Origin of the sequence: Pseudidiomarina salinarum (assembly GCF_000753715.1) — a bacterium.
Classification (GTDB): domain Bacteria; phylum Pseudomonadota; class Gammaproteobacteria; order Enterobacterales; family Alteromonadaceae; genus Pseudidiomarina; species Pseudidiomarina salinarum.
Map to the genome: position 1 here is coordinate 866,679 of NZ_JPER01000001.1, position 22,533 is coordinate 889,211.

Annotated in this window: 21 protein-coding genes and 1 tRNA gene; 10 read left to right on the plus strand and 12 right to left on the minus strand. The window is 52.1% G+C overall.

The annotated features are described in order from the left end of the window. Positions 1–30: 30 nt before the first annotated feature. The 6 genes from serS to lrp all read right to left on the minus strand — a co-directional run bounded on the left by serS (position 31) and on the right by lrp (position 6,671). On the minus strand, positions 31–1,332 hold the full coding sequence (gene serS, locus IDSA_RS04165; RefSeq protein WP_034774428.1) for a serine--tRNA ligase: 1,302 nt from the start codon (positions 1,330–1,332) through the stop codon (positions 31–33). Position 1,333: 1 nt separating this feature from the next. Continuing rightward, complete coding sequence (crcB, locus tag IDSA_RS04170; protein ID WP_034774431.1) at positions 1,334–1,723, minus strand: fluoride efflux transporter CrcB; 390 nt, start codon at positions 1,721–1,723, stop codon at positions 1,334–1,336. After that, positions 1,716–2,996, minus strand: a complete 1,281-nt coding sequence (locus IDSA_RS04175; RefSeq protein ID WP_051986103.1) for a replication-associated recombination protein A — start codon at positions 2,994–2,996, stop codon at positions 1,716–1,718. The genes crcB and IDSA_RS04175 overlap by 8 nt, the downstream gene beginning before the upstream one ends. 45 nt (positions 2,997–3,041) lie before the next feature. Then, the gene (gene lolA, locus IDSA_RS04180; RefSeq protein WP_051986048.1) at positions 3,042–3,686 is read right to left on the minus strand and encodes an outer membrane lipoprotein periplasmic chaperone LolA; all 645 of its coding nucleotides are present in this window, start codon (positions 3,684–3,686) and stop codon (positions 3,042–3,044) included. A 15-nt stretch (positions 3,687–3,701) separates the two neighbouring features. Beyond that, positions 3,702–6,092, minus strand: a complete 2,391-nt coding sequence (locus IDSA_RS04185; protein ID WP_034774438.1) for a DNA translocase FtsK — start codon at positions 6,090–6,092, stop codon at positions 3,702–3,704. A gap of 87 nt (positions 6,093–6,179) precedes the next feature. Beyond that, a complete protein-coding gene (gene lrp, locus IDSA_RS04190) occupies positions 6,180–6,671 on the minus strand; it encodes a leucine-responsive transcriptional regulator Lrp (protein WP_034774441.1) in 492 nt (163 codons plus the stop codon). 154 nt (positions 6,672–6,825) lie between these two features. Here lrp and ald point away from each other — a divergent pair, with 154 nt between their 5' ends. The 4 genes from ald (at position 6,826) to infA (ending at position 10,028) form a co-directional block, all read left to right on the plus strand. Beyond that, positions 6,826–7,953, plus strand: a complete 1,128-nt coding sequence (ald, locus tag IDSA_RS04195) for an alanine dehydrogenase (RefSeq protein ID WP_034774442.1) — start codon at positions 6,826–6,828, stop codon at positions 7,951–7,953. Positions 7,954–8,005: 52 nt separating this feature from the next. Next, the gene (gene trxB / locus IDSA_RS04200; protein WP_034774444.1) at positions 8,006–8,965 is read left to right on the plus strand and encodes a thioredoxin-disulfide reductase; all 960 of its coding nucleotides are present in this window, start codon (positions 8,006–8,008) and stop codon (positions 8,963–8,965) included. A 25-nt stretch (positions 8,966–8,990) separates the two neighbouring features. Continuing rightward, on the plus strand, positions 8,991–9,701 hold the full coding sequence (gene aat / locus IDSA_RS04205) for a leucyl/phenylalanyl-tRNA--protein transferase (RefSeq protein WP_034774446.1): 711 nt from the start codon (positions 8,991–8,993) through the stop codon (positions 9,699–9,701). Between the two features lie 108 nt (positions 9,702–9,809). Next, positions 9,810–10,028 carry a translation initiation factor IF-1 gene (gene infA / locus IDSA_RS04210; RefSeq protein ID WP_008489926.1) on the plus strand — a complete coding sequence of 73 codons (219 nt, stop codon included), beginning with the start codon at positions 9,810–9,812 and terminating at the stop codon, positions 10,026–10,028. 51 nt (positions 10,029–10,079) lie between these two features. Here the strand turns inward: infA and clpA are convergent, their stop codons facing one another. Together clpA and clpS are read right to left on the minus strand one after the other, a co-directional pair. After that, entirely contained in the window at positions 10,080–12,353 is a 2,274-nt protein-coding gene (gene clpA / locus IDSA_RS04215) for an ATP-dependent Clp protease ATP-binding subunit ClpA (protein WP_034774448.1), read from the minus strand. 27 nt (positions 12,354–12,380) lie between these two features. Next, on the minus strand, positions 12,381–12,695 hold the full coding sequence (gene clpS, locus IDSA_RS04220) for an ATP-dependent Clp protease adapter ClpS (protein ID WP_034774449.1): 315 nt from the start codon (positions 12,693–12,695) through the stop codon (positions 12,381–12,383). A gap of 227 nt (positions 12,696–12,922) precedes the next feature. On the opposite strand from clpS, the gene cspD reads away from it, so the two are divergent. After that, complete coding sequence (gene cspD, locus IDSA_RS04225; protein ID WP_034774451.1) at positions 12,923–13,135, plus strand: cold shock domain-containing protein CspD; 213 nt, start codon at positions 12,923–12,925, stop codon at positions 13,133–13,135. Between the two features lie 71 nt (positions 13,136–13,206). Here cspD and yejK read toward each other — a convergent pair whose 3' ends face one another. After that, positions 13,207–14,247 carry a nucleoid-associated protein YejK gene (yejK, locus tag IDSA_RS04230; RefSeq protein ID WP_034774453.1) on the minus strand — a complete coding sequence of 347 codons (1,041 nt, stop codon included), beginning with the start codon at positions 14,245–14,247 and terminating at the stop codon, positions 13,207–13,209. A gap of 53 nt (positions 14,248–14,300) precedes the next feature. Between yejK and IDSA_RS04235 the strand changes: the two genes are divergently transcribed. From IDSA_RS04235 to IDSA_RS04245, 3 genes are all read left to right on the plus strand, one after another. Further along, positions 14,301–14,546 (plus strand): DUF1414 domain-containing protein, encoded by a 246-nt coding sequence (locus tag IDSA_RS04235; protein ID WP_051986049.1) that lies wholly within the window; start codon positions 14,301–14,303, stop codon positions 14,544–14,546. A 13-nt stretch (positions 14,547–14,559) separates the two neighbouring features. Then, on the plus strand, positions 14,560–16,161 hold the full coding sequence (locus IDSA_RS04240) for a DUF3413 domain-containing protein (RefSeq protein WP_034774456.1): 1,602 nt from the start codon (positions 14,560–14,562) through the stop codon (positions 16,159–16,161). 84 nt (positions 16,162–16,245) lie between these two features. Further along, a tRNA-Pro gene (locus IDSA_RS04245) sits at positions 16,246–16,322 on the plus strand. Between the two features lie 43 nt (positions 16,323–16,365). Here IDSA_RS04245 and IDSA_RS04250 read toward each other — a convergent pair. Together IDSA_RS04250 and IDSA_RS04255 are read right to left on the minus strand one after the other, a co-directional pair. Next, entirely contained in the window at positions 16,366–18,438 is a 2,073-nt protein-coding gene (locus tag IDSA_RS04250; RefSeq protein WP_034774458.1) for a sensor domain-containing diguanylate cyclase, read from the minus strand. Continuing rightward, the gene (locus tag IDSA_RS04255; protein ID WP_034774460.1) at positions 18,438–19,034 is read right to left on the minus strand and encodes a biliverdin-producing heme oxygenase; all 597 of its coding nucleotides are present in this window, start codon (positions 19,032–19,034) and stop codon (positions 18,438–18,440) included. The genes IDSA_RS04250 and IDSA_RS04255 overlap by 1 nt, the downstream gene beginning before the upstream one ends. A 104-nt stretch (positions 19,035–19,138) precedes the next feature. On the opposite strand from IDSA_RS04255, the gene IDSA_RS04260 reads away from it, so the two are divergent. Next, positions 19,139–20,476 carry an MBL fold metallo-hydrolase RNA specificity domain-containing protein gene (locus IDSA_RS04260; RefSeq protein WP_034774464.1) on the plus strand — a complete coding sequence of 446 codons (1,338 nt, stop codon included), beginning with the start codon at positions 19,139–19,141 and terminating at the stop codon, positions 20,474–20,476. On the opposite strand, the gene IDSA_RS04265 is transcribed toward IDSA_RS04260, so the two are convergent. Beyond that, a complete protein-coding gene (locus IDSA_RS04265) occupies positions 20,457–20,969 on the minus strand; it encodes a DUF1772 domain-containing protein (RefSeq protein ID WP_051986050.1) in 513 nt (170 codons plus the stop codon). The genes IDSA_RS04260 and IDSA_RS04265 overlap by 20 nt on opposite strands. A gap of 168 nt (positions 20,970–21,137) precedes the next feature. Between IDSA_RS04265 and dbpA the strand changes: the two genes are divergently transcribed. Further along, positions 21,138–22,523, plus strand: coding sequence for an ATP-dependent RNA helicase DbpA (gene dbpA, locus IDSA_RS04270; protein WP_034774466.1), 1,386 nt, complete (start codon positions 21,138–21,140; stop codon positions 22,521–22,523). Positions 22,524–22,533: the final 10 nt, after the last annotated feature.

Genomic DNA, 22,533 nt, shown 5'->3' on the forward strand with positions numbered 1-22,533 from the left:
CAGCGGGCTTTTTTTTGTTTATTTAGTTACTCACTCAGCCGGTGTTAAGGCTGATTTGCCACCAAGGTAGGGTTGCAGCGCCGCTGGTATTGCCACGGAACCATCCTGCTGCTGGAAATTCTCAAGTATGGCGACTAATGTACGCCCTACCGCCAGCCCGGAACCATTTAGTGTATGCAGCAGCTCAGGTTTCTTCGCGCCCTGACGACGGAAGCGTGCCTGCATCCGCCGCGCCTGGAAATCCAGCATGTTTGAACAGGAGCTGATCTCCCGGTATTTTTGCTGCGATGGCAGCCACACTTCAAGATCATAGGTCTTAGCCGCGCCAAAGCCCATATCACCGGTACATAGCAGCATCTTACGATATGGCAGTTCGAGTAGCTGCAACACCTTCTCAGCGTGCCCTGTCAGTGCTTCAAGCGCTTCCATGGATGCTTCAGGTTTTGTCAGCCACACTAATTCGACCTTGTCGAACTGATGCTGCCGGATCAGGCCGCGGGTATCACGCCCATGGGAACCCGCTTCACTGCGAAAGCACGGTGTATGTGCTGCATATTTAACAGGTAACTGGCCCTCATCGGCAATTTCATCACGCCATAAGTTCGTCAGCGGAACTTCTGCGGTGGGGATGAGCGATAATGCCACCTGATTTTCAGTCGCGCCCTGCACATGAAACAGGTCTTCACCAAACTTCGGCAGCTGACCAGTACCATACAAGGTATCGTGATTGACCAGATAAGGTACATAAGCTTCGGTATAGCCATGTTCACTAACGTGTAAGTCCAGCATAAACTGCGCTAAGGCGCGGTGCAGGCGCGCTATCTGGCCCTGTAAGACCACAAAGCGGGCGCCGGCTAACTTGGCACCCTGATCAAAGTTCATGCCGTTAACGAAGTGGTTAGCGACATCCACGTGGTCTTTCGGTGTGAATTCGAACTGCCGGCATTCACCCCAGCGGCTGACTTCCTGATTATCTTCTTCATCAGCGCCAACCGGGACGGTTTCGTCGGGCAAGTTAGGCACGCCGGAGATGATGGCGTGCAGTTCGTCCTGAACTTCTGCCAGTTCGCGTTTGGCTACATCAAGCTGCACGTTTAGTTCATCCACTTCCGCAACCAATGGCCCGATGTCATCGCCTTTGGCCTTCGCCTGGCCAATCACCTTCGAGCGTGAGTTCCGCTCGGCCTGCAAGGTTTCGGTACGTACCTGAATGTCTTTACGTTGTTGTTCGAGCAACTCAAGCCGCTCAACATCCAGCTGATAATTACGGGTGTGTTTAAGACGGGCGGCAGTATCACCGAGTTCACTACGAAATAACTTAGCGTCTAACATGTTAATCCCAGATCCATAAATAATAGGGTTTTAGCCACAGTGCCAAAGCCACTGCAGCCAGGCAACATACAAGGTTCAGACCAGCATGCAGGGCGGCCTTCAGGTATTCTTCGGCCTGCGCCAGTAATACCACTTCCAGCGAGAACGTCGAAAACGTGGTAAAGGCACCCAGTACACCCACGCCCAGAAACAACCACGCCTGCTGATTTGGCAGTTGGTGCTGTTGTTGCCAGACAAACAATACAGCCAGTAAGAACGACCCTGTTATGTTAACGATTAAGGTGCCCAAAGGGAATGCTTTGCCGGCCTCAGCAACCAGCCAGAGGTTCATGCCGTAGCGCGCCATCGCACCCAGCGCGCCGCCGGCAGCAACCCACACCAAGTTATTCATCATCCCCCCGGCGCCAGTCGCTGGCCTCATCTTGTTGCCGCAGCCAGTTCATTTTTTCAGCTAACTGTTTTTCCAGGCCGCGGTCGCTGGGCTGGTACAAGCGTACATCTTTGATTTCAGCGGGCACATAACGCTCACCCGGCACTACCGCACCCGGGTAACTATGGGCATAGCGATAATCGGCGCCGTAGCCCTCGGCCTTATGGAGTTTTGTCGGGGCATTGCGCAGGTGTTTGGGTACCGGCAAATCCGGATAATCCGCAGCAAGCTTTTTGGCCTGATTGAATGCCTGGTAAACGGCATTACTTTTCGGCGCACAGGCACAAAAAATCAGCGCCTGGGCAATGGCACGTTCGCCTTCGGCCGGCCCTACCCTGGTGTACGTATCCCAGGCATTTAATGCTAACTGCATGGCCCGTGGGTCGGCATTGCCAATATCCTCAGAAGCGATTGCCAGCAGCCGGCGGGCGACAATCAGGGGATCGCCACCGCCGTTCAGAATCCGGGCATACCAGTACAACGCCCCATCACTGCTCGAACCGCGCACCGATTTATGTAAAGCCGAGAGCAGATCAAAATATACATCGCCCTGTTTATCAAAAGAAGCCTGGCGGCCACCAACCGCATTTTTGATGAGCTCCAGCGACAGCACCTTGTCGTCCGTAGCGTCAGCGCTGATCTCTAAGTAATTAAGGGCGCGCCGGGCATCCCCGGCGGCCGAATGCAGCAGGTAGTCCATCGCCTCCTGCGGCAATTGCAGCTGCCGCTCGCCAAGGCCCCGCTCGCTATCATTCAACGCCTGCATGATAACTTCGCGGATATCCTCGTCGGTCAGCGACTGCAAACGATAGATGCGGGTTCTTGAAAGTAAGGCATTGTTCAGCTCAAAAGCAGGATTCTCCGTCGTCGCACCGACAAATATCACGGTTCCGTCTTCGATGTAGGGTAAAAACGCATCCTGCTGACTCTTATTGAAACGATGCACTTCATCGACAAAGAGCACCGTGCGCTTCTGCCGCTGAATTGCCTGAGATTTTGCCTCTTCGATGGCGGCCCGGATGTCTTTTACGCCGGCGGTTACGGCGCTGATGCGCGACAGCTCTGCGGCACCGCTGATAGCCAATAGTTCAGCCAGGGTGGTTTTACCGGTACCCGGCGGGCCCCACAGGATCATAGAGTGCAGCTGGCCGCGGCTGATGGCTTCGCGCAGTGGCTTGCCAGCGCCGAGAATATGGCTCTGGCCGATATATTCCTGCAGGTTACGCGGTCGCATCCGCGCCGCCAGCGGGCGGAAGTCAGGGGTAAAATCGAGCACTAATTAGTTGCGCTGATCATCAAGATCAACGCCCTCAGGCAGATTGAATTCAAACAAGCCCCGTTCTACCACTTGATTCAGCTGAACGTTTTCCAGATCTATGGTACTAATCTGGCCCTGACCATCGTCAAGAATAATACGCTGTAAGCGCGCACTGTTTTTATCTTCAGCAAACATCAGTTGCAGGCTCTGTTGCGTATCTGCTGAGGGCTTTGGTTGCAGTGCGAAACTATTGCCTTCCTGCTTTACGGTGTAATGACTCCAGGCCTGCGCATCGGCGTCCAGCAACAGTAGCAGCGGGCTTTGATCCATCGCTTCAGATTGCCGGTAAACCGTAACCTGCTCGACAAAAGGATTGTAATACCAGAGGTTGTTGCCATCTGCCACCATCAGGGTTTCATCGGGCGCATCAGTCTGCCAGTACAGGTAGTTAGGCCGCGCCAACGCCATCCGGCCATGCAATTGCTGCACCAGTTCGCCGTCAGGGTCAGTAACCTGCTGGCTGAACTCGGCCTGCAATGTAGATAAGCCCGACAGACGCTCAATCAGCGCGTCACGGTCAGCGGTGGCTGCCTGGGCGGTACTAAAACTACTCAGCATCAGGCTGAGGGCCAGGGTCAAACCTGATACAACACTGTACTTCATCATGGTTTTATCTCTTGGTTAATCTTTCGGTGGCTTCGGGGCTATCACTTCACGTTGGCCGTTATGTCCGGCATTACTAACGACACCGCTCATCTCCATTTGTTCCACAATGCGGGCGGCGCGATTGTAACCAATTCTGAATTTGCGCTGCACACTGGAGATTGAAACCCGCCGAGTTTCGGTTACAAAAGCCACGGCTTCGTCATACAGCGCATCGCTTTCATCATCACCAAACTCCAGTTGTTCGCCCGGTAACAGGCTATCCTCACCAGCGTCGCCTTTAAGAATCTCTTCCAGATAATTCGGCCGGCCGCGCTTCTTCCAGTCGGCCACTACGGCGTGAACCTCATGGTCATCTACAAAAGCGCCGTGAACCCGCGTTGGCACTCCGCTGCCCGGCGGCAGGTATAGCATGTCGCCCTGCCCCAGTAATTGATCCGCACCAGCCTGGTCCAGGATGGTGCGGGAATCGATTTTCGACTGTACCTGAAAAGCAATCCGGGTCGGAATATTGGCCTTGATCAGACCGGTTATCACATCCACTGACGGACGCTGGGTTGCCAGGATCAGGTGGATACCGGCAGCACGGGCTTTTTGCGCGATGCGGGCAATGAGCTCTTCGACTTTCTTACCGACAATCATCATCATGTCAGCAAATTCATCGACTACCACCACGATACTGGGTAATTTCTCCAGTAATGGCGGCAATTCATCCATCGAGTCACCCGGCTTCCAGAGCGGGTCACGCAGGGGTTCACCGGCTTCTTTCGCTTCCAGCACCTTGGTGTTGTAACCTTTGAGATTACGGACGCCCAGTGACGACATCAGTTTATAGCGGCGTTCCATTTCCCCTACGCACCAACGCAGCGCATTGGCTGCGTCTTTCATATCGGTGACCACTTCGGTCAGCAAGTGCGGAATGCCTTCATAAACGGAAAGCTCGAGCATTTTAGGATCGATCATGATCAAGCGGACATCTTCCGGTGAGCTCTTGTACAGCAAGCTCAGGATCATCACGTTAACGCCGACCGACTTACCTGAGCCGGTAGTACCAGCTACCAGCAGGTGCGGCATCTTCGCCAGATCCACGACCACCGGCTGTCCGGCAATACCCTTGCCCAGCACCATGGTCAGCGGCGAGGTACTTTGCTGAAATGCATCGCAGCTGACAACTTCGCGGAAAAATACGGTTTCACGGCTCTTATTCGGTAGCTCAAGGCCAACATAAGACTTACCCGGGATGACTTCGACAACGCGCACAGAAATCGCTGACAACGAACGGGCAATGTCCTTATCCAGGTTCGAGATCTTCGACACTTTTACGCCAGCGGCAAGGTCCAGCTCGAACCGCGTAATGACCGGGCCTGGCTGAACGTTAGCTACTTTAACCTCAACACCGAAGTCTTGCAGTACGGCTTCAACCGTATCACTGATTTGCTGGAGCTCGGCCGGAGTCAGAGGGTTACCGGTTTTATTGGGGCGATCCAGCAGTTCGATGGATGGCAGCGGGTCGATTGGCGCAGGAGATGAGCTGCTGGCGTCGGTATCATCACTTTCGTCGTCAGCTTTTGTTGCCACTGCTTTGGGTTTACGGGCCTCACGGCTAAAGCGGTTCGGTCGGGGCGCGGGTTCATCTTCATCATCGAAGCGAACCGATGGCAGCTCAAAATCATCGGCATCGTCGGCCGGTAGCGTTAGTGCGGGTTCCCGGCGCGGTTCAACGGTTTCGGCAGTATTGCGGCGACTCTTAAGCCTGGCTTTAAGGCCAGTCGCCGGCGCGGCATCGTCACTGTCCGGTGGTTCGCGTCGGCTCGTCATAACCCAATCAGCAAGCTGCCGGCTGGCCTTAACCAGCCACTGGGTAGCCCTGATGGTAACAGCACCTAAGCTGTCAGCTAACCAGACCCAGGATATCCCCGTAACTAAGGTTAAGCCGGTGCACAAAAAGGTCAGTAACAGCAGCGTAGTGCCGATTAAATTGAAATAAGGCAACAGTGAAGAACTAATCATGTCCCCCACTACACCACCGGCAGAAAAGGAATAAATATCGTTGAAATTCAGCGACGCTAACGCTGAGGCCCCCACCAGGGTCAGCAGCAGGCCAATCACCCGCAAACCAACGGCGAGATAATCGAGTTCCAGTAACCGGCGGGGCTGGCGGAACATCATATAGCCCAGGCCAGCAAAGCCAAAGGGGATCAGGTAAGCGACAAAGCCAAAGGCAAACAACAAGGCATCAGCGAACCAGGCGCCAATAGCACCAGCGGCATTTTCAATAGTGCCTTCGTAGCCGGTCTGTGACCAGCTGGGATCCGCCGGGCTGAAGCTGGCCAGTGCCAGGAACAGAAATATTGCGAAAGCGCCGCACAGGATCAGGCCCACTTCAAGCATACGTTGTATACCGCTCATAAGGCACTTGGCTCCCTGGTGTTGTTATAATTTTCGCCCATTGTAGCCTGACTAACGGGGTTATTCAGTACTTTTGGCATTCTTTTCTTAACCTTTAATGAGAACTTTATTTTCGTTTTTAACTTCTTCCATAACCACATAGGTACGCGATTCATTAACGCCCGGCATGGTCAGGATGGTCTCGCCTAACAGCTTACGATAGGCCGGCATATCCGGAACGCGCGCCTTAATTAAAAAATCAAAGTCGCCGGCAACCAGATGACACTCAAGTATTTCGGGAGTATTACGCACTGCCTCGCTGAAGTCAGCAAAAGCATCGGGCGACGTTCGGCTGAGAGTAATTTCAACAAACACCATCAGATTCGCCCCTAACTTGGCCGGGTTCAGCCGGGCCTGATAGCGTTCGATAATGCCTTCGCGCTCAAGTTTACGAACGCGCTCGTTACAGGCGGTCGGACTCAGGCCAACTTTGCGGGCCAGGTTAACGTTACTTAAGCGACCATCGTCCTGTAAGATCCGGAGAATTTTCCGGTCAATTCGGTCAATAGTTATTTTCACCGGTTCTTCAGGGTTAAACATTGATTTGTCCAGTTTTAGATAGCAATAACCTATTTATACGCTATTTAAATGGATAAAAAAAGTACGAAAATAAGCGTCTGAATTCGCTATAATGCCCGCCATCCAATTATCGACCTGAACGCACTGTTACAGCTTACATTAAGAGGCAAAGTCCATGTTAATAGGTGTACCTAAAGAGATTAAAAACCACGAATACCGTATCGGCCTGACCCCTGCTGCGGTACGTGAGTACGTTGCGCACGGCCATAAAGTTATCGTTGAGCACGACGGTGGCGCGGCTATCGGCTTTACCAATGAAGATTACGAAGCAGCCGGCGCGTCAATCGTTGCTGATGCCAAAGAGATCTTTGCCCGCGCCGAGATGATCATTAAGGTGAAAGAACCACAGCCTGACGAGTGTAAACAACTGCGTGAAGGTCAGATCCTTTATACCTACCTGCATCTGGCTCCGGATCCTCAGCAAACTAAATTACTGGCCGAAGCTGGCGTTACTGCCATTGCCTACGAAACTGTAACCGATCGCGCTGGCGGTCTGCCGCTATTGGCGCCAATGAGCGAAGTCGCTGGCCGCATGTCTATTCAGGCGGGCGCCCACAACCTGGAAAAAGCCAATGGCGGTAGCGGCACCTTATTAGGCGGCGTACCCGGCGTAGAGCCAGCTAAAGTGCTGATCATCGGTGGTGGTGTGGTAGGTACTCAGGCAGCGAAAATGGCGGTCGGCATGGGCGCTGAAGTAACTATCCTTGATCGCTCTCTGCCCCGTCTGCGTCAGCTGGACGACATCTTCGGCAGCCGCATCAAAACCATTTACTCTACTGTAGATGCAATCGACAAGTTTTCCCGCGAAGCTGATCTGGTTATCGGCGCGGTGCTGATCCCGGGTGCTGCAGCACCTAAGTTACTGACCCGTACTCATCTGAAGAACATGAAGCCCGGCTCGGTGGTGGTTGACGTTGCGATCGACCAGGGCGGTTGCTTTGAGACCTCAAAAGCGACAACCCATCAGGATCCAACCTATGTAGTGGAAGATGTTATTCATTATTGTGTGGCCAACATGCCAGGTGGCGTTGCGCGGACCTCAACAATTGCTCTGAATAATGCTACCTTGCCTTTCGGTCTGGCATTAGCCAACAAAGGCCTGAAAGCATTGGCGGACGATCCGCACCTGTTGAATGGTCTGAACATGCATAGAGGTAAGATCACTTACAAAGCTGTGCATGACGATTTAGGCAAGCAACTGGGTCTGGATTATATGGATCCGCTGGAAGCCGTTAAGAGCTAGCCTTTTGCCGACAGACAATGCCACTATTAATGAATAATGGAGTAGGAAACTAATGGCTGAAGCCAAACACTGCCGTTTATTGATCCTGGGCTCGGGCCCGGCCGGCTATACCGCCGCGGTATATGCGGCGCGCGCTAACCTGAACCCGGTGATGATTACCGGCATGCAGCAAGGTGGTCAGCTGACCACCACCACCGAAGTCGAAAACTGGCCGGGCGACCCTGAAGGTCTGACTGGCCCTGATCTGATGGTGCGGATGCAGAAGCATGCGGAAAAGTTTAATACCGAGATTATTTTTGATCACATTAACCGGGTCGATTTCAGCGCCCGGCCACTCAGACTCTTCGGTGACAATGGTGAATACACTGCCGATGCGCTGGTGATAGCAACTGGTGCCTCAGCTAAATACCTGGGCCTTGAGTCAGAAGAGGCCTTTATGGGGAAAGGCGTTTCTGCCTGCGCAACCTGTGACGGATTCTTCTATCGCAATCAAAAGGTTTGCGTGGTTGGCGGCGGGAATACTGCTGTTGAAGAAGCCCTGTATCTGGCAAATATCGCCAGTGAAGTACACGTTATCCATCGTCGCGATAGCTTCCGTGCCGAAAAGATTCTGGTCGATCGCTTAATTGATAAAGCGACTAACGGGAATGTGAAACTACATCTGAATAAGACCCTGGATGAAGTATTGGGTGATGACTCGGGTGTAACGGGCGTGCGCATTAAAGATACGCAGAGTACCGCCTTTGAGGAGCTTGAGGTAATGGGCTGCTTTATTGCTATCGGGCATCAGCCTAATACTGAAATTTTCGCCGGTCAGTTAGATATGGCTGATGGTTATATTCTGGTGAGTTCAGGCTTACAGGGTAATGCCACTGCCACCAGCGTACCCGGTGTATTTGCGGCTGGTGATGTGATGGATCATATTTACCGCCAGGCAATCACCTCAGCCGGCACTGGCTGTATGGCTGCGCTTGATGCTGAGCGTTATCTTGACGGTCTGACCAAAGCCTGATGTTGGCTTACCCGGGGTAGTCAGGGTGTTATTTCAGCTTAGTGATAATAACCTTTACTTCCCCAGCCCCACTTTAGCGCTGGTGGATCCCGATGGTTTGCTGGCGTTTGGCGGTGATTTAAGCCCCGAACGCCTGCAAGCAGCTTATCAACGCGGAATATTTCCCTGGTATGGGCCCTCCGATCCAATTCTGTGGTGGAGTCCCGACCCCCGCACTGTCTTTACCCCCAGCTCGCTCCATTGCAGTCGGTCAATGCGCCGGTTTATGCGTCAGACCACGCTGCAGGTTACCCTGAATCAGGATTTTGCCGGAGTTATCCGGCAGTGTGCCGATGTTCATGACGAGGCTGGCGGCACCTGGATTCATCCGGAAATGATCGCAGCGTATATCCGGTTACATGAGCTTGGCCATGCGCATTCGGTGGAGGTATGGGATCAACAGCAACTGGTTGGTGGTATGTACGGTGTTGCCGTCGACAGAATATTTTGTGGCGAAAGTATGTTCCATACCCGCACCAACGCTTCGAAGCTGGCGCTGCTGGTATTCTGCCAGAACTTTTTCGCGGCCGGTGGCGAGTTGCTTGATGCACAGGTGGACAATAGCCACTTACAGAGTCTGGGCGCGTTATCACTACCGCGAATCCGATATCTGGCAGCGCTGGAGCGCCAGAATAAGTCTGATTCATCGACATTAGCCGCTGATTTCTGGCTAAAACGGACGCTAACTGGTATTTGAAGTGGCAATCAGGTCGGAAAACAGCTAAAATTCTGACCACTTTAGCGGCGCTGCTATAATCTATCAGGGCGCTGAATTAATTATAATTACTATATTCCGAGGATTTGAATGGCAAAAGAAGACAGTATTGAAATGCAGGGCACAGTGTTAGATACACTGCCTAATACAATGTTTCGCGTTGAACTGGAAAACGGTCATGTGGTGACTGCGCATATTTCCGGCAAAATGCGGAAACACTATATCCGCATTTTAACCGGTGACACCGTTACTGTTCAGCTAACCCCATACGACTTGACCAAAGGTCGTATCGTGTTCCGCGCCCGCTAAACCCCTACCCGATTAACGTTACCCGTGGTAGAACCACGGGCTACGTCGTATTTAACCCGTGGTAGAACCACGGGCTACGCGTTCCTTAATGTCCAGCTTGAGTTCACCGTCGACTACGGTCACTTGCACTGAGCCGCCCTGCGCCAGTTGGCCGAACAGGATCTCGTTTGCCAGCGGTTTCTTCAGATGTCCCTGAATGACGCGCGCCATGGGCCGGGCGCCCATGGTTTTGTCGTAACCCTTGGCTGCCAGCCACAAGGTTGCTTCCTGATCCAGTTCTAAGGAAACCTGCTTACGGTCCAGCTGTGCCTGCAGTTCACAGATAAACTTATCAACCACCTGCTCAATAATTTCAGGACTCAGATGGTTAAACCAGACGATGCTGTCCAGCCGGTTTCTGAACTCCGGTGAAAAGGTACGGTTGATTTCAGCCATAGCGTCCGGCGCATGATCCTGTTGCCGGAAGCCAATAGACTGACGCGTGGTTTCCTGCACCCCTGCGTTCGTCGTCATCACCAGAATCACGTTACGGAAATCAACTTTACGGCCACTGTTGTCGGTTAAGGTTCCGTGATCCATCACCTGCAACAGAATATTGTAGATATCTGTATGCGCCTTCTCGATTTCATCAAGCAGGACCACGCTGTGCGGATGCTTGGTAACAGCGTCAGTTAATAAGCCGCCCTGATCAAAGCCGACATAGCCCGGTGGTGCGCCAATTAAACGGCTTACCGCATGACGCTCCATATACTCAGACATATCAAAGCGCAGGAACTCAATCCCCAGTGCTTTTGCCAGCTGTTGGGTGATTTCGGTTTTACCCACCCCGGTGGGTCCGGCAAACAGGAATGAACCAATCGGCTTAGCTTCGTTACCTAAGCCCGAACGGGACAGCCGGATAGCCGAGGTCAGCTGATCAATCGCCTGATCCTGACCAAACACAACCAGCTTAAGGTTACGATCCAGCTGCTGCAGTATATGTTGGTCAGAGCGGGAAACCGATTGCTCCGGAATTCTCGCGATTTTGGCGATAATAGCTTCAATATCGCTGACACCCACGGTCTTTTTGCGGCGCGACGGTGGCAGCAGGCGCTGACTGGCGCCGGCTTCATCGAGTACATCGATCGCTTTATCCGGCAGATGGCGCTCATTAATGTAACGCGCAGACAGTTCTGCCGCAGCGCGAATCGCCGGCTGGGTATAACGAATGCCATGATGGCTTTCATAGCGCTCTTTTAAACCCTGCAAAATCCGGGTGGTATCATCGACCGACGGTTCCAGGACATCGATCTTCTGAAAACGACGAACCAAGGCCCGGTCTTTCTCAAAGATATTCTTAAATTCTGAGTAGGTGGTCGAGCCAATGCATTTCAGTTCACCATTACTCAACATAGGTTTCAGCAGATTAGATGCATCCAGCACTCCGCCGCTGGCAGCACCGGCACCGACTATAGTGTGGATCTCATCAATAAACAGAATTGCATCAGGATGTTCAGTGATCTCTTTCAGCAACTGCTTAAAGCGCTTCTCAAAGTCACCACGATATTTAGTTCCCGCCAGCAGGCCGCCCATATCGAGTGAAAAGATAACCGACTCGGCAATAACCTCAGGAACATCTTTATTGACGATGCGATAAGCAAGGCCTTCGGCTATCGCGGTTTTACCCACGCCCGCTTCACCCACCAGCAACGGGTTATTTTTCCGTCGCCGGCACAGGATCTGTACGCAGCGTTCCAGTTCCAGTTCGCGGCCGATCAGCGGATCGATCCGACCTTCGCGGGCACGGTTATTCAGGTTCGTGCAAAACCGTTTCAGAAAGCTCGGCTGCTCTTCAGGCTGGCCATCCGGACTGTTCGTTTCGCTGTCATCCGGCCGAATCGCCTCGTCATCAATTTTGGATAAACCATGTGACAGGAAATGCACGACATCCAGGCGGGTGACGTCATGTTTATTCAGCAGGTAAACGGCTTGCGACTCCTGCTCGCTGAATATAGCGACCAGCACGTTAGCACCCGACACCTCACTGTTGCCGGACGACTGCACGTGAAATACAGCACGCTGCAATACCCGCTGAAAGCCCAGCGTGGGCTGAGTATCACTATCGACTGTTTCGGCGTCAAAACTTGGCGTGCTACGATCAACGTAGCTGATAAGCTCATTTTTAAGTTGCTCAAAATCAAGCCCGCAGGCACGCAAAGCTTGCGCAGCCTCCGGATTTTCAAGTAAAGCCAGGAGGAGATGCTCAACTGTCATGAGTTCATGGCGGCGATCACGCGCTAACCGAAATGCGTCATTTAAAGTAATTTCCAACGCTTTATTTAACATAGGCACCCCTCTTAAGAACCAGACCCCTTATGCCTTTTCCATGGAGCACAGCAATGGATGCTGATGTTCCCGGGCATACTGGTTAACTTGTACTACTTTGGTTTCTGCCACTTCGGCAGAAAAGATCCCACATATAGCGCGACCTTTATAATGGATGGTGAGCATCGTATCCGTTGCCCGCTCTTCGTCCATTCGAAAAAACTTCACCAACACTTCGATCACAAAATCCATCGGCGTATAGTCATCATTGCTCAAAATCACTTTATACATCGGCGGCGGTTGCAGTGCTTGTTTTTCCTGCTGCTTCGTTGCCCCCTGCTGCTGTTGATTGGCTGCACTCATGACGTCCCTTTAGTTATATATAGTCGTTATTGATGAAAATAGCTTAAGAAATTTGCTCAGTGTGAAGTTGCGGTCATAATTTAAACAAAATAGGCTTGACTATCAGTAGATCTCACCTAGAGTAAAACATGGCGTCACCGATGCAGTTTTTCAAGCTGCGCACATTTTTACTGTGGTGTGATGTCATTCTAACAATAATTAAATCATAGAATAAAGGAAGTAGAAGTATGGCTACCGGTAAAGTGAAGTGGTTCAATAACTCAAAAGGCTTCGGCTTTATTGAGGCGGAAGATCGTGAAGGCGATATCTTTGCGCATTATTCAACCATCGCAATGGAAGGATATCGTACCCTCAAAGCAGGTCAGGATGTCGAATTCCAACTTGAAGAAGGTCCTAAGGGCCTGCACGCCACGAACATTACTCCAGTGCAGGCAAAGTAACAGCCGCTGCAGAACTGGAGTCAACAGGACAACTAAAACGCCAGCTTCCGCTGGCGTTTTTTATTCTGTATTCAGCTATCAATACCAAAATAGCGTCGTAATTGGTCCCGCAGATTCGGCGGCGTACCATGAATGGTGAGCTTATCGGTACTGGCATCATATTCCACCCGCGCGCCCAACAAAGTCTGGTCGAAGCCAACGCTGACGCCGCCTCCCTGCCCCTGGAATTTGATTAATTTGCGCATGGTGGTGCGATCCGCCGGAAATTCCTCAGCCAGGCCAATGTTCTGGGCTGAACTGAAGTCCGCAAAGCTACGTTCGCTGGGAACCGTTGCCTGCAATTGCTCGGACAAGTCCCGGATCCGGACAGGTTCACCCTGCTGCCACTGGTTGTCACAGATCTCGTACACAGATTTGCGCACCAGACTAGCCTGTTCCGGCTGCAGTTCCTGCTCTTTCACATATTGTTGGACTGAATCGACCAGCTGTTGTGACTGTCGCTTCGGATTAACGCCTTCGGCACAGCCAAGAAAATCCAGAAAGAAATCTGAAACTTTGCGTCCCACCCGTCCTTTAATAAAGGAGATGTACGAGTTGGAGTCAGGCTGCTCTGCCAGTTCCGTCAGATTAATCATAGCCGCCAGCTGCACCTTATTGATATCGAGCTGCGACGAACGGTCCACGGACAAATCAGGGGCTATAGTCACGCCTTCTTTACTTGGCAAAAACGCTACCACAAGGTAATCCTGACCCAACTGCGTATAAGCGGCGAACAACAGGAAACCCGGCTCGAGGATGCCGTAATGCTGCAGTTGAGCGTGCAGTAATTTTGCGCCCTGCTGCGTGAGCCCGATGAAATCGAGTGCGCCGCTGCGCCAGTCACGCAGGTGGTTCGGAAACTCGCTTATCTGCTGCTCATCGACATCGTCTTCCGCGGTAATAAAGCGCGCGTAGCCTTTAGTCGGCTTGGCATTATAGACATCGGTCAGCTCTGTCAGCAGTAACCCGACTTCATCATTAATCGCTAGCGTGGCGGGCGCCACACGCAGGCCAATCTGGCCGTCACTGGTATAGAACTGGTGAATAATACTGTGCTTAACATCAGCTTGCATGGTGTCTCTGTGTCCTGTCCGGTTCCCTGTGATAAGATGACGCGCATTCTAACATGCAGAGAAAAAAAACCATGCCGATTGTCTCAAAATACGACGTAAATACCCAACAGCGCTTGCTGGAAGAGGTTCTTGCTGTAGTGCAATCAGAAGACGTTCCCGCTGACCTGGCGCTAATGACCCTGGGCAATGCTGTAACTCATGTTATTCAAACCCGGTACAAGCCCGAGGTAGCGCCGAAGATAGCTGAACAATTTGGTAAAGTACTGCTACAATCGTTAAAAAGCGAATCAGTCCAATAACAACGAGCAAGCTATGAAACAACGCAAGCAACGCCGCGATAAGATTGCCCGCCTCATTAGTTGGGGACACTGGTTTACGTTTTTCAATATTTTGCTCGTTCTGGCTATCGGCACCTTATATGTCGAAGCTGCCGAGCCTCCGGGCTCTGCGCTTGGCGTTATCTATTTGCTGATCAGCTGGTTAGGCCACTTTGCCTTCCTGCCGTTTGTCGTTTTTATTATCCTGATATTCCCGTTCTGTCTGATCGTTCCTTATTCGCGGGTGCTGCGCGGTATCGCTACCCTGGTTGCCTCAATCGGACTGATCGCACTGGTTGCTGATGCCCTGTTCTTCCGGCAGTACGGTTACCATCTCAATACCTATTCACTATCGCAGCTGGCAATTGATGCCGAAACTGTATTTGCCGGCGCCAGCTTCCTTATATTAATCGGCATGTTGCTGATTTTTGTGGTGTTGCTGGTGTTTGAACTGGCGCTCGCCAATCTGGCGTGGAAACGCCTGGATAAATTGCAGGAGAAGCACTGGGGCCCAGCCTTCAGCTCGGTATTTGTGCTCTGCTTTCTGGCCAGCCACAGCGTACATGTATGGGCCGACGCCGTAGTCTATACGCCGATTACCAAACAGGATGATTTGTTCCCGGTATCCTATCCGACTACCGCCAAAACGCTGATGAGCAAGCATGGGCTATTGGTTGATCAGCGTACTGAAGCCGCCGGCCGCCTGCTGCGCGAAACCACCCACGTCAATCTGAATTATCCTGCGGCGCCCCTGCTGTGCGCCAGGGTGCCACAAGCGCCGACTACGCTCATCGTCGCCTTTTCATCGCTCGATGCCGCGGAACAAGACCAGTTAAATGCATTATTCCCTGAGTTAGAACGGTTCCAGACGCCCATGCTTGGCCAGCTTGATACCCAGAGCGGATTATTTGAACTCATCTACGGGCTGCCCGACTTATACATGACTGCCATCGCCGAGCAGGATCAGGAGCCTGCCTATTTTGCGCCGTTGCGGGACTATCGGATTGAACTGGTTGCCGAGGTTGCCAGTACTGTGCCCAACTTACCTGAAGCTATAGCTGATTTTCAGCGCTTTGACATCAGTTCGCCGTCCGCTTATATCGGCCTGAGCCTGCGTGAAACCCTTGATGTGACAGCCATGGCACAAATCCGCCGCGCCCTGAAGGACGGCTACCAGGTAGTGATCACCGCTCTTACGCCAGCCGCGTCCGCGCATCCGGCGTACTCTGTTCAAGCGATGCAGGTACCCTTGTGGACCAGTTCCAATCTCACTATTCAGGAACAACCACTGACGTTACTAACGGATATCATGCCAACCGTTCTCAGCCAGTATATTTCGTGCGCTGACGGTACATCGAACTATTCAGTAGGGATTGATCTGACGGACGAACAGCGCCAGTTGCCGTTGATGACCAGCTATGGGCGCGACTTGGTTATCTATGAAGAATCGCGCACCACAGTCATAGATTCCAATGCGATGATCAGTGTTTTTTCCAACGAAGATCATGCAGCGTTAACCGGTGCAGTGCCGGCAACCCCGGTGCTGGTAGATGGATTACGTAAACTCAAACGCTTTAGCCAGCCTAATGGCGAATAAAGCATCAGTCGCACAGGTTTTTGCAACTGAAAAGGGCTTTCGCCTTGCGAAATCAGGATATTTCAGTAATATAGCGGGCTCGGTCGGCGTGTAGCGCAGCTTGGTAGCGCACTGTCATGGGGTGTCAGGGGTCGGAGGTTCAAATCCTCTCACGCCGACCAACAAATTCTTGTTAAAAAGCGGCTTCAGGTAGTCGGTTCAACCTTAACCAGCACTGACTACCCGATTCCGGCCGCTATTCTTCGCTTTATAAAGAGCCTCGTCCGCCCGTTTTATTAAACTGCTGCGGGTATCGCCTTCCTGCATTTCCGCAACGCCAAAACTGGCGGTAATGGTACCGGCTTTTTCAAATTCAACCGAAAGCAGCTTTTTACGCAAACGCTCAGCAAGCTTCTCAGCATCTTCCAGATCAGATTCAATCGCCAGGATCAAAAACTCCTCCCCGCCCCACCGGCCAAAAATATCGCCATCGCGCATCTCATCCTCTATGCTGAGGGCAAGATTCTGCAGCACCGTATCACCAATATCGTGACCATAGGTGTCATTTACCCCTTTGAAATTGTCAATGTCGAAGATAATCACGCTTAGGCACCGGTCATAACGCTTAGCTACTGCTATTTGCTCATCGACGCTCTGCTCAAGATGGTAACGATTCCAGATTTGTGTCAGCGCATCGGTATGCACCAGATGCTTCAGTCGCTTATTAGCTTTTTTTAATTTTTCATTAAGTTGTTCGATTTGGTAGGCGGAGGCACCAATGGCAAGATCTTCCGCCAGAAATCGGGCCGCCTGCTTCTCTTCTCGCTGCCATTCCCTGGATTTACCACGGACGATTTCCTGCCAGCTGGCAAAGGATTTGCGGGGCGACAGAACATCCACCCCCTTATAATGTTCTATCGTTGTCTTTTCCGGGTGACCAGCCCAGTTCCTGACTTCCAGTACTTCTTTACGTAAAAATAGCAGCCAACCGGTTTTAGATCGATCATATGGCAAAGCAACCGCCAACAAGCCACAAAAATCCGTCTCTGCAAATACCGCCTCGAGTTTGGTCGCAGCTAATTCAGATGTACTGAACAGCCCGGTTGCGGAGTGTTTATCGACCAGCCAGTTCGCAGCATCCACCAATACCGATTTATCACAGTCCTCGCCGACCACTGTGGTCTGCCGCCCATGTACCAGGGCTACGGACTCGACATTAAATAGTTTTAGCCAGCGGTCACCCTCAGCGCTAAGTAACTCATCGGGCGCCATAATTTCTTTCTGCGGATCCAGTAATGCCTTACGGCTTTCTTCTGTCGCCGCATAAAAACGTTCAGCAGCGTATTGGCGCTGTAACAGCATGCGTTCTTTGGCAACAGCGACCAGTGCCTTAATGGCGTGGCGCTGATAGGGATGAACCTGACTCGGCTCTAATCCGTGACAAGACAGCAATCCCCACAGCTTAGTATCTTCAAACATAGCCACCGAGAGAGCCCTTTTAACGCCCATATTGGCAAGGTACTTCAGATGTATTGGCGATACGCCACGGAGTACACCGGCTGTCAGATTCAGTTTAGCGCTGTGCTCAATGTCCGGATTTAACAGAATTTTCGCTGGTGATGCGGTTGCGTCAACAATATCCCGCAACACATTTTTTTGATAAAGCGCTCGCACCTGAGACGGGATATCGCTGGCCGGAAAGCTGTGACCAAGATAGCTGTGAATATCTTCAGCGGTGCGATGCTCAGCAATTACCTCGCCGTTCCAGTTATTATCAAACCGATAAACCAGAATCCGCTCATAACCGGACAATACAGCCACAGACTTAGTCAGTTGTTCTAAGGTCTCCTGAACCGTTGTGGTCTCCCGCAGCCGGTCGAGCTGATCCGTTATCTCAGCGATATAGTCGTCAGGAGGTCTGCGCACTACCGGTTCGACTTCCAGGATCACTATTGAATCCGAAAGATAACAGGTGCAAAAACAATTTTTCGGTTCTGCCTCAGCTAAATGACAGTCAAAGCTCCAGTTAGGCACACCATGTTTTAGCCGCTTCAGAGCATTATTAACGCCCTCAAATAAAGACGATGGCAACAGATCTGCGGGTGTACTGTTAAAAATGTCTGCAGGTTCAGCATTCAGTAACTTCTGAACACCATCACTTACCGCCACCACGGCCGAAAAATCAGCCGAAAACGCCAGCAGGTAACCGTGGGGCTGAATCGTCCCGGGTATATGCACCGGCTCGTTGGCACAGTTATTCAAGGCTTCCGCAAGTTTGGCTGCAGTTACATCATTCATCAGTGAACCTCATAAAATGGCGTGGTCGTAAGCATTTCGGACAAATAACGAAACGCAGACTGCGCACCGCCAACTATCTCTTTACGTTGGGCCGGAGTATGTTCAAGTTGGCTTAGCCAATCCGTGAACTCAATCCAGCTTCCCCGCTGATGTAGATTAAAATAGCTTATTCCGTGCTCGCTGGTTAAGCTTAATTCTGGCCCAAGGGTTTTCTCTATCCGTCGTCCCAGGATTCGCCCGCCCTGGGTCGATCCCTCGATTACATAGGCCGCGCCAATTAGGCCCCACCTAGTAGGTGATGGCGGTTTTTCTGCTGGTTCGCTGACTTCGGAAGGGGCATTGCCAACGGCTTCAATATCAGCCATCAGCAATGGTAGACGCGGAATATATTGGTAGCCATGAGGTCGATCAAAGGCTTGGATGAGCTGCGTCTCATAGCGGGTAATGAAGGCGGCTAAAACCTGCAGCGCAGCAAGATACTGATTTGCCGTCAAGTCCGGCTGCAATAATCTTGACATAACGGAACCGGACTCAACTTCGCGGTGTAAATCCGCTGTATGGGTTCTGAGCTGTTGCAGGATTGCTGCGTCGTCCATTTATAGCCTCCTCACCCAACTGAATGATAAAGGTGCCTTTTTCTTTTCAGATCAAAGATTTCCAATTATGCTCACTACTTTACGTTTGCGCAGGGAACAACGCAATGGAAATTCTACATCATGGTGGACGATTTGGCGTGACAGGATCTTGTCATGAGTTACGGGTAGCCCCTGATATGGCGGTCCTTATCGACTGCGGTCTACTACAAGGGGCGGACGTCCCCGCTGCCGATGAGCAGCAAATCGGTTTTAGCGCCGAACAAATTAAAGCGCTGTTGCTCACCCACTGCCATATTGATCATGTTGGCCGTCTCCCTTGGCTGCTGGCCGCCGGATTCCGTGGCCCAATCTATTGTACTGAAGCGACCGCAACCTTGCTGCCACTGGTGATTGAAGATGCTATCAAAGTCGGTATAACCCGCAGCGACGATATTATCGACGGCGTACTGGCAGTACTTCGGCGGCTATTACGACCGGTCGCGTACGATTCATGGCAGCCGGTATTCGACGGCCTGTCGGTGCGTTTTCGCCAGGCGGGTCATATCATGGGATCAGCTTATATTGAATGCCAGCTGGCCGACCAGCGGATTGTTTTCTCTGGTGATATCGGTTGTAAGGATACGCCATTATTACCCGATCCGACGCCGCTTGAATATGCCGACCTACTGTTGTTGGAAAGCACTTATGGTGACCGGCTGCATGAAGACAGAAGCCAGCGGCAGGCGCGGCTGCAAGCAATTATCGAGCGCTGTGTCCGGGATCGTGGTGCCATTCTGATCCCAGCTTTTAGCATCGGACGAACTCAGGAACTGCTTTATGAACTCGAAGACATCATTCATGATCTCAAGCAGCAAAATATGGCAGAAGACTTTCCACTGGTGGTGCTGGATTCACCGCTGGCGGCCCGTTTTACAGAAAAATACCGCGATCTGAAAGCGCTCTGGGATGCCGAGGCAAAACAAAGACTTGTTGCCGGCAGGCACCCGCTGGCCTTTGATGAATTGCATGTTATCGAAAGTCATAGTCAGCATGAACAGCTGGTTAACCGGCTGCAGACAAGCGCTGAGCCGGTTATTATCGTGGCTGCCGGAGGCATGTGTGCTGGAGGGCGAATCACCAACTATCTCAAAGCATTGTTGCCTGATCCCCGCACTGATGTTTTGTTTGTCGGCTATCAGGCACAAGGGACTCCCGGCCGCACGATTCAGCAATATGGTCCTGATGGCGGTTATGTTGATATCGACCACCAGCGAATCCACATCAAAGCACAGATTCATACCCTGGGCGGCTATTCAGCCCATGCTGATCAGGCCGGACTGCTGGATTTTATCGGCAGCGCCGCGAAACCGGTCGGCGCCGTGCGCCTCACGCACGGTGAACCCACGGCGCAACGGGAACTGAGCCGGAAAATCCGGGAACGTTTTAAGATTCCGGTTGAATAGAATTTGAAATAGGGGCCGAGTTCAAAATGGGGTCTACAACATCAGCCTTTGGCAATGCCGACACCACCTGCCAGGTAAAGATAATTGCTGCCACCACGCTCAGTATGGTCCGCAGGGTATGGCGATAGCCCCATTGCTCAAGTAACTCACGGGTGCGATCAGAGCTCTTATCGCGGTCCGGATCCGTCAGCCGGTAATTAACCGGCAAAATGAGTAACAGAGATACCGGTATAACCAGCAACATAATGATCGTGCCCGTTGCCCACATAGTGCCGCCAATCAATAGCCAGACGGTTACCCCGCCTGCGCTGGCAAACGCCGCCAGCACCGCCTGAAGTATTGTTGCGCGCCGATAGCTTGGGGCCCACTCCTGCGCTGCGGGCTTGGTTTTAAGATTCATTCGCGCCGGATGCTCTACTAAGTTGATATAAATTGCTACGCCGGCATACAGCGTGGCCGCGAATACCGTAATAAACTGAATATAAGCAAGCATATGCGCTCCTCTGATTATGCGTTTATTTGTACTTTTTTTGTCCTGTCCTTAAACATAGTCAGGATCTTGTATTTTTTCCTCCCAAAAATCAGACCATTACCCGGGAAGGCGGATTTGCTATACTAACCCCATCGAAATTTTAAATGCCAGCACCGGCAGGACACGCCCTTGACTATACTCACCAATGAATTTAATCAGCTTAAACTTCCGGAAGAATTACTGGTCAGCCTGACTGACCTCAATTATCAGCAAATGACACCGGTACAGGCTGAGAGCCTGCCGGCAATACTGGCGGGGCGCGATGTCATCGTGCAGGCCAGAACCGGCTCCGGCAAAACCGCCGCTTTTGCCTTAGGTTTGCTTGCTAAGCTGAACGTACAACGCTTTCGTATTCAGGGTCTGGTGATCTGCCCTACCCGCGAGCTGGCGGAACAGGTCGCTGAAGAGATCCGCAAGCTGTGTCGTACCATGCATAATGTCAAAGTACTCACACTCTGTGGTGGTGTTCCGGTTAAAGCACAGATTATTTCGCTCGAGCATGGAGCTCATATCCTGGTGGGTACGCCAGGCCGGTTGTTGGATCACCTTGAGCAGCAACGCCTCGACTTTTCAGAACTCCATACCCTGGTGCTTGATGAAGCCGATCGCATGCTCGAAATGGGCTTTCAGGAGCCGCTGGCAGCGTTAATTGACGCCACCCCAGCTGAGCGCCAGACGTTGTTATTCAGTGCGACATACCCGGCCGGGATTGAACGTATGGCGGCTAGCTTGCTGCGGCAGCCGTTGCGCATCACGGTCACTGATGACAGCGGGCAGTCAGCGACGCAGCAACGTTTCTTTGCGCTTGATGGCGTCCCCCGCGACGAAGCCGCGATGCGTTTACTACAACACTATCGCCCCGGGAGCTGCCTGGTATTCTGCAATACCAAGCGTGAAGCTCAGGAGCTGGCTGACAGCCTTAAATACAATCAGTTCAGCGTGCTGGCATTACATGGTGATCTGGAGCAAAAAGATCGTGACCAGACATTGGTTCAGTTTAGCAATCAGAGCGCCTGTGTGTTGGTGGCAACCGATGTCGCCGCCCGTGGCCTTGATATCAATGGGCTGGATTTAGTTATCAATTTACAGCCGGCCCATGATACCGATACCCACATCCACCGCATTGGTCGCACCGGCCGGGCCGGCGAAGCCGGTCTGGCGTTGACTCTGGTAGGCCCCGCCGATGACTATAAATTCCGGCTTATCGAAGATCGGCTGGATGAAAAAGTAGCGCTACAGCCATTACCTGGCTCTGAACTACTGCAAAACCGGCCGCTGCAGGCACCTATGGTGACCATCCAGATTCAGGGTGGCAAAAAACACAAACTGCGACCAGGTGATATCGTCGGCGCTCTGACTAAAGAGCAACAGTTAGAGGTAACCGATATTGGTAAGATTCAGCTGCAGCCGATGTGGAGTTATGTGGCGATAACCCGGGATAAAGCCAAACAAGCGCTCAGCATTCTCAATAACGGTAAAATTAAAGGCCGGAGTTTCCGGGCCCGGGCAATTTAATTGCCCGTCC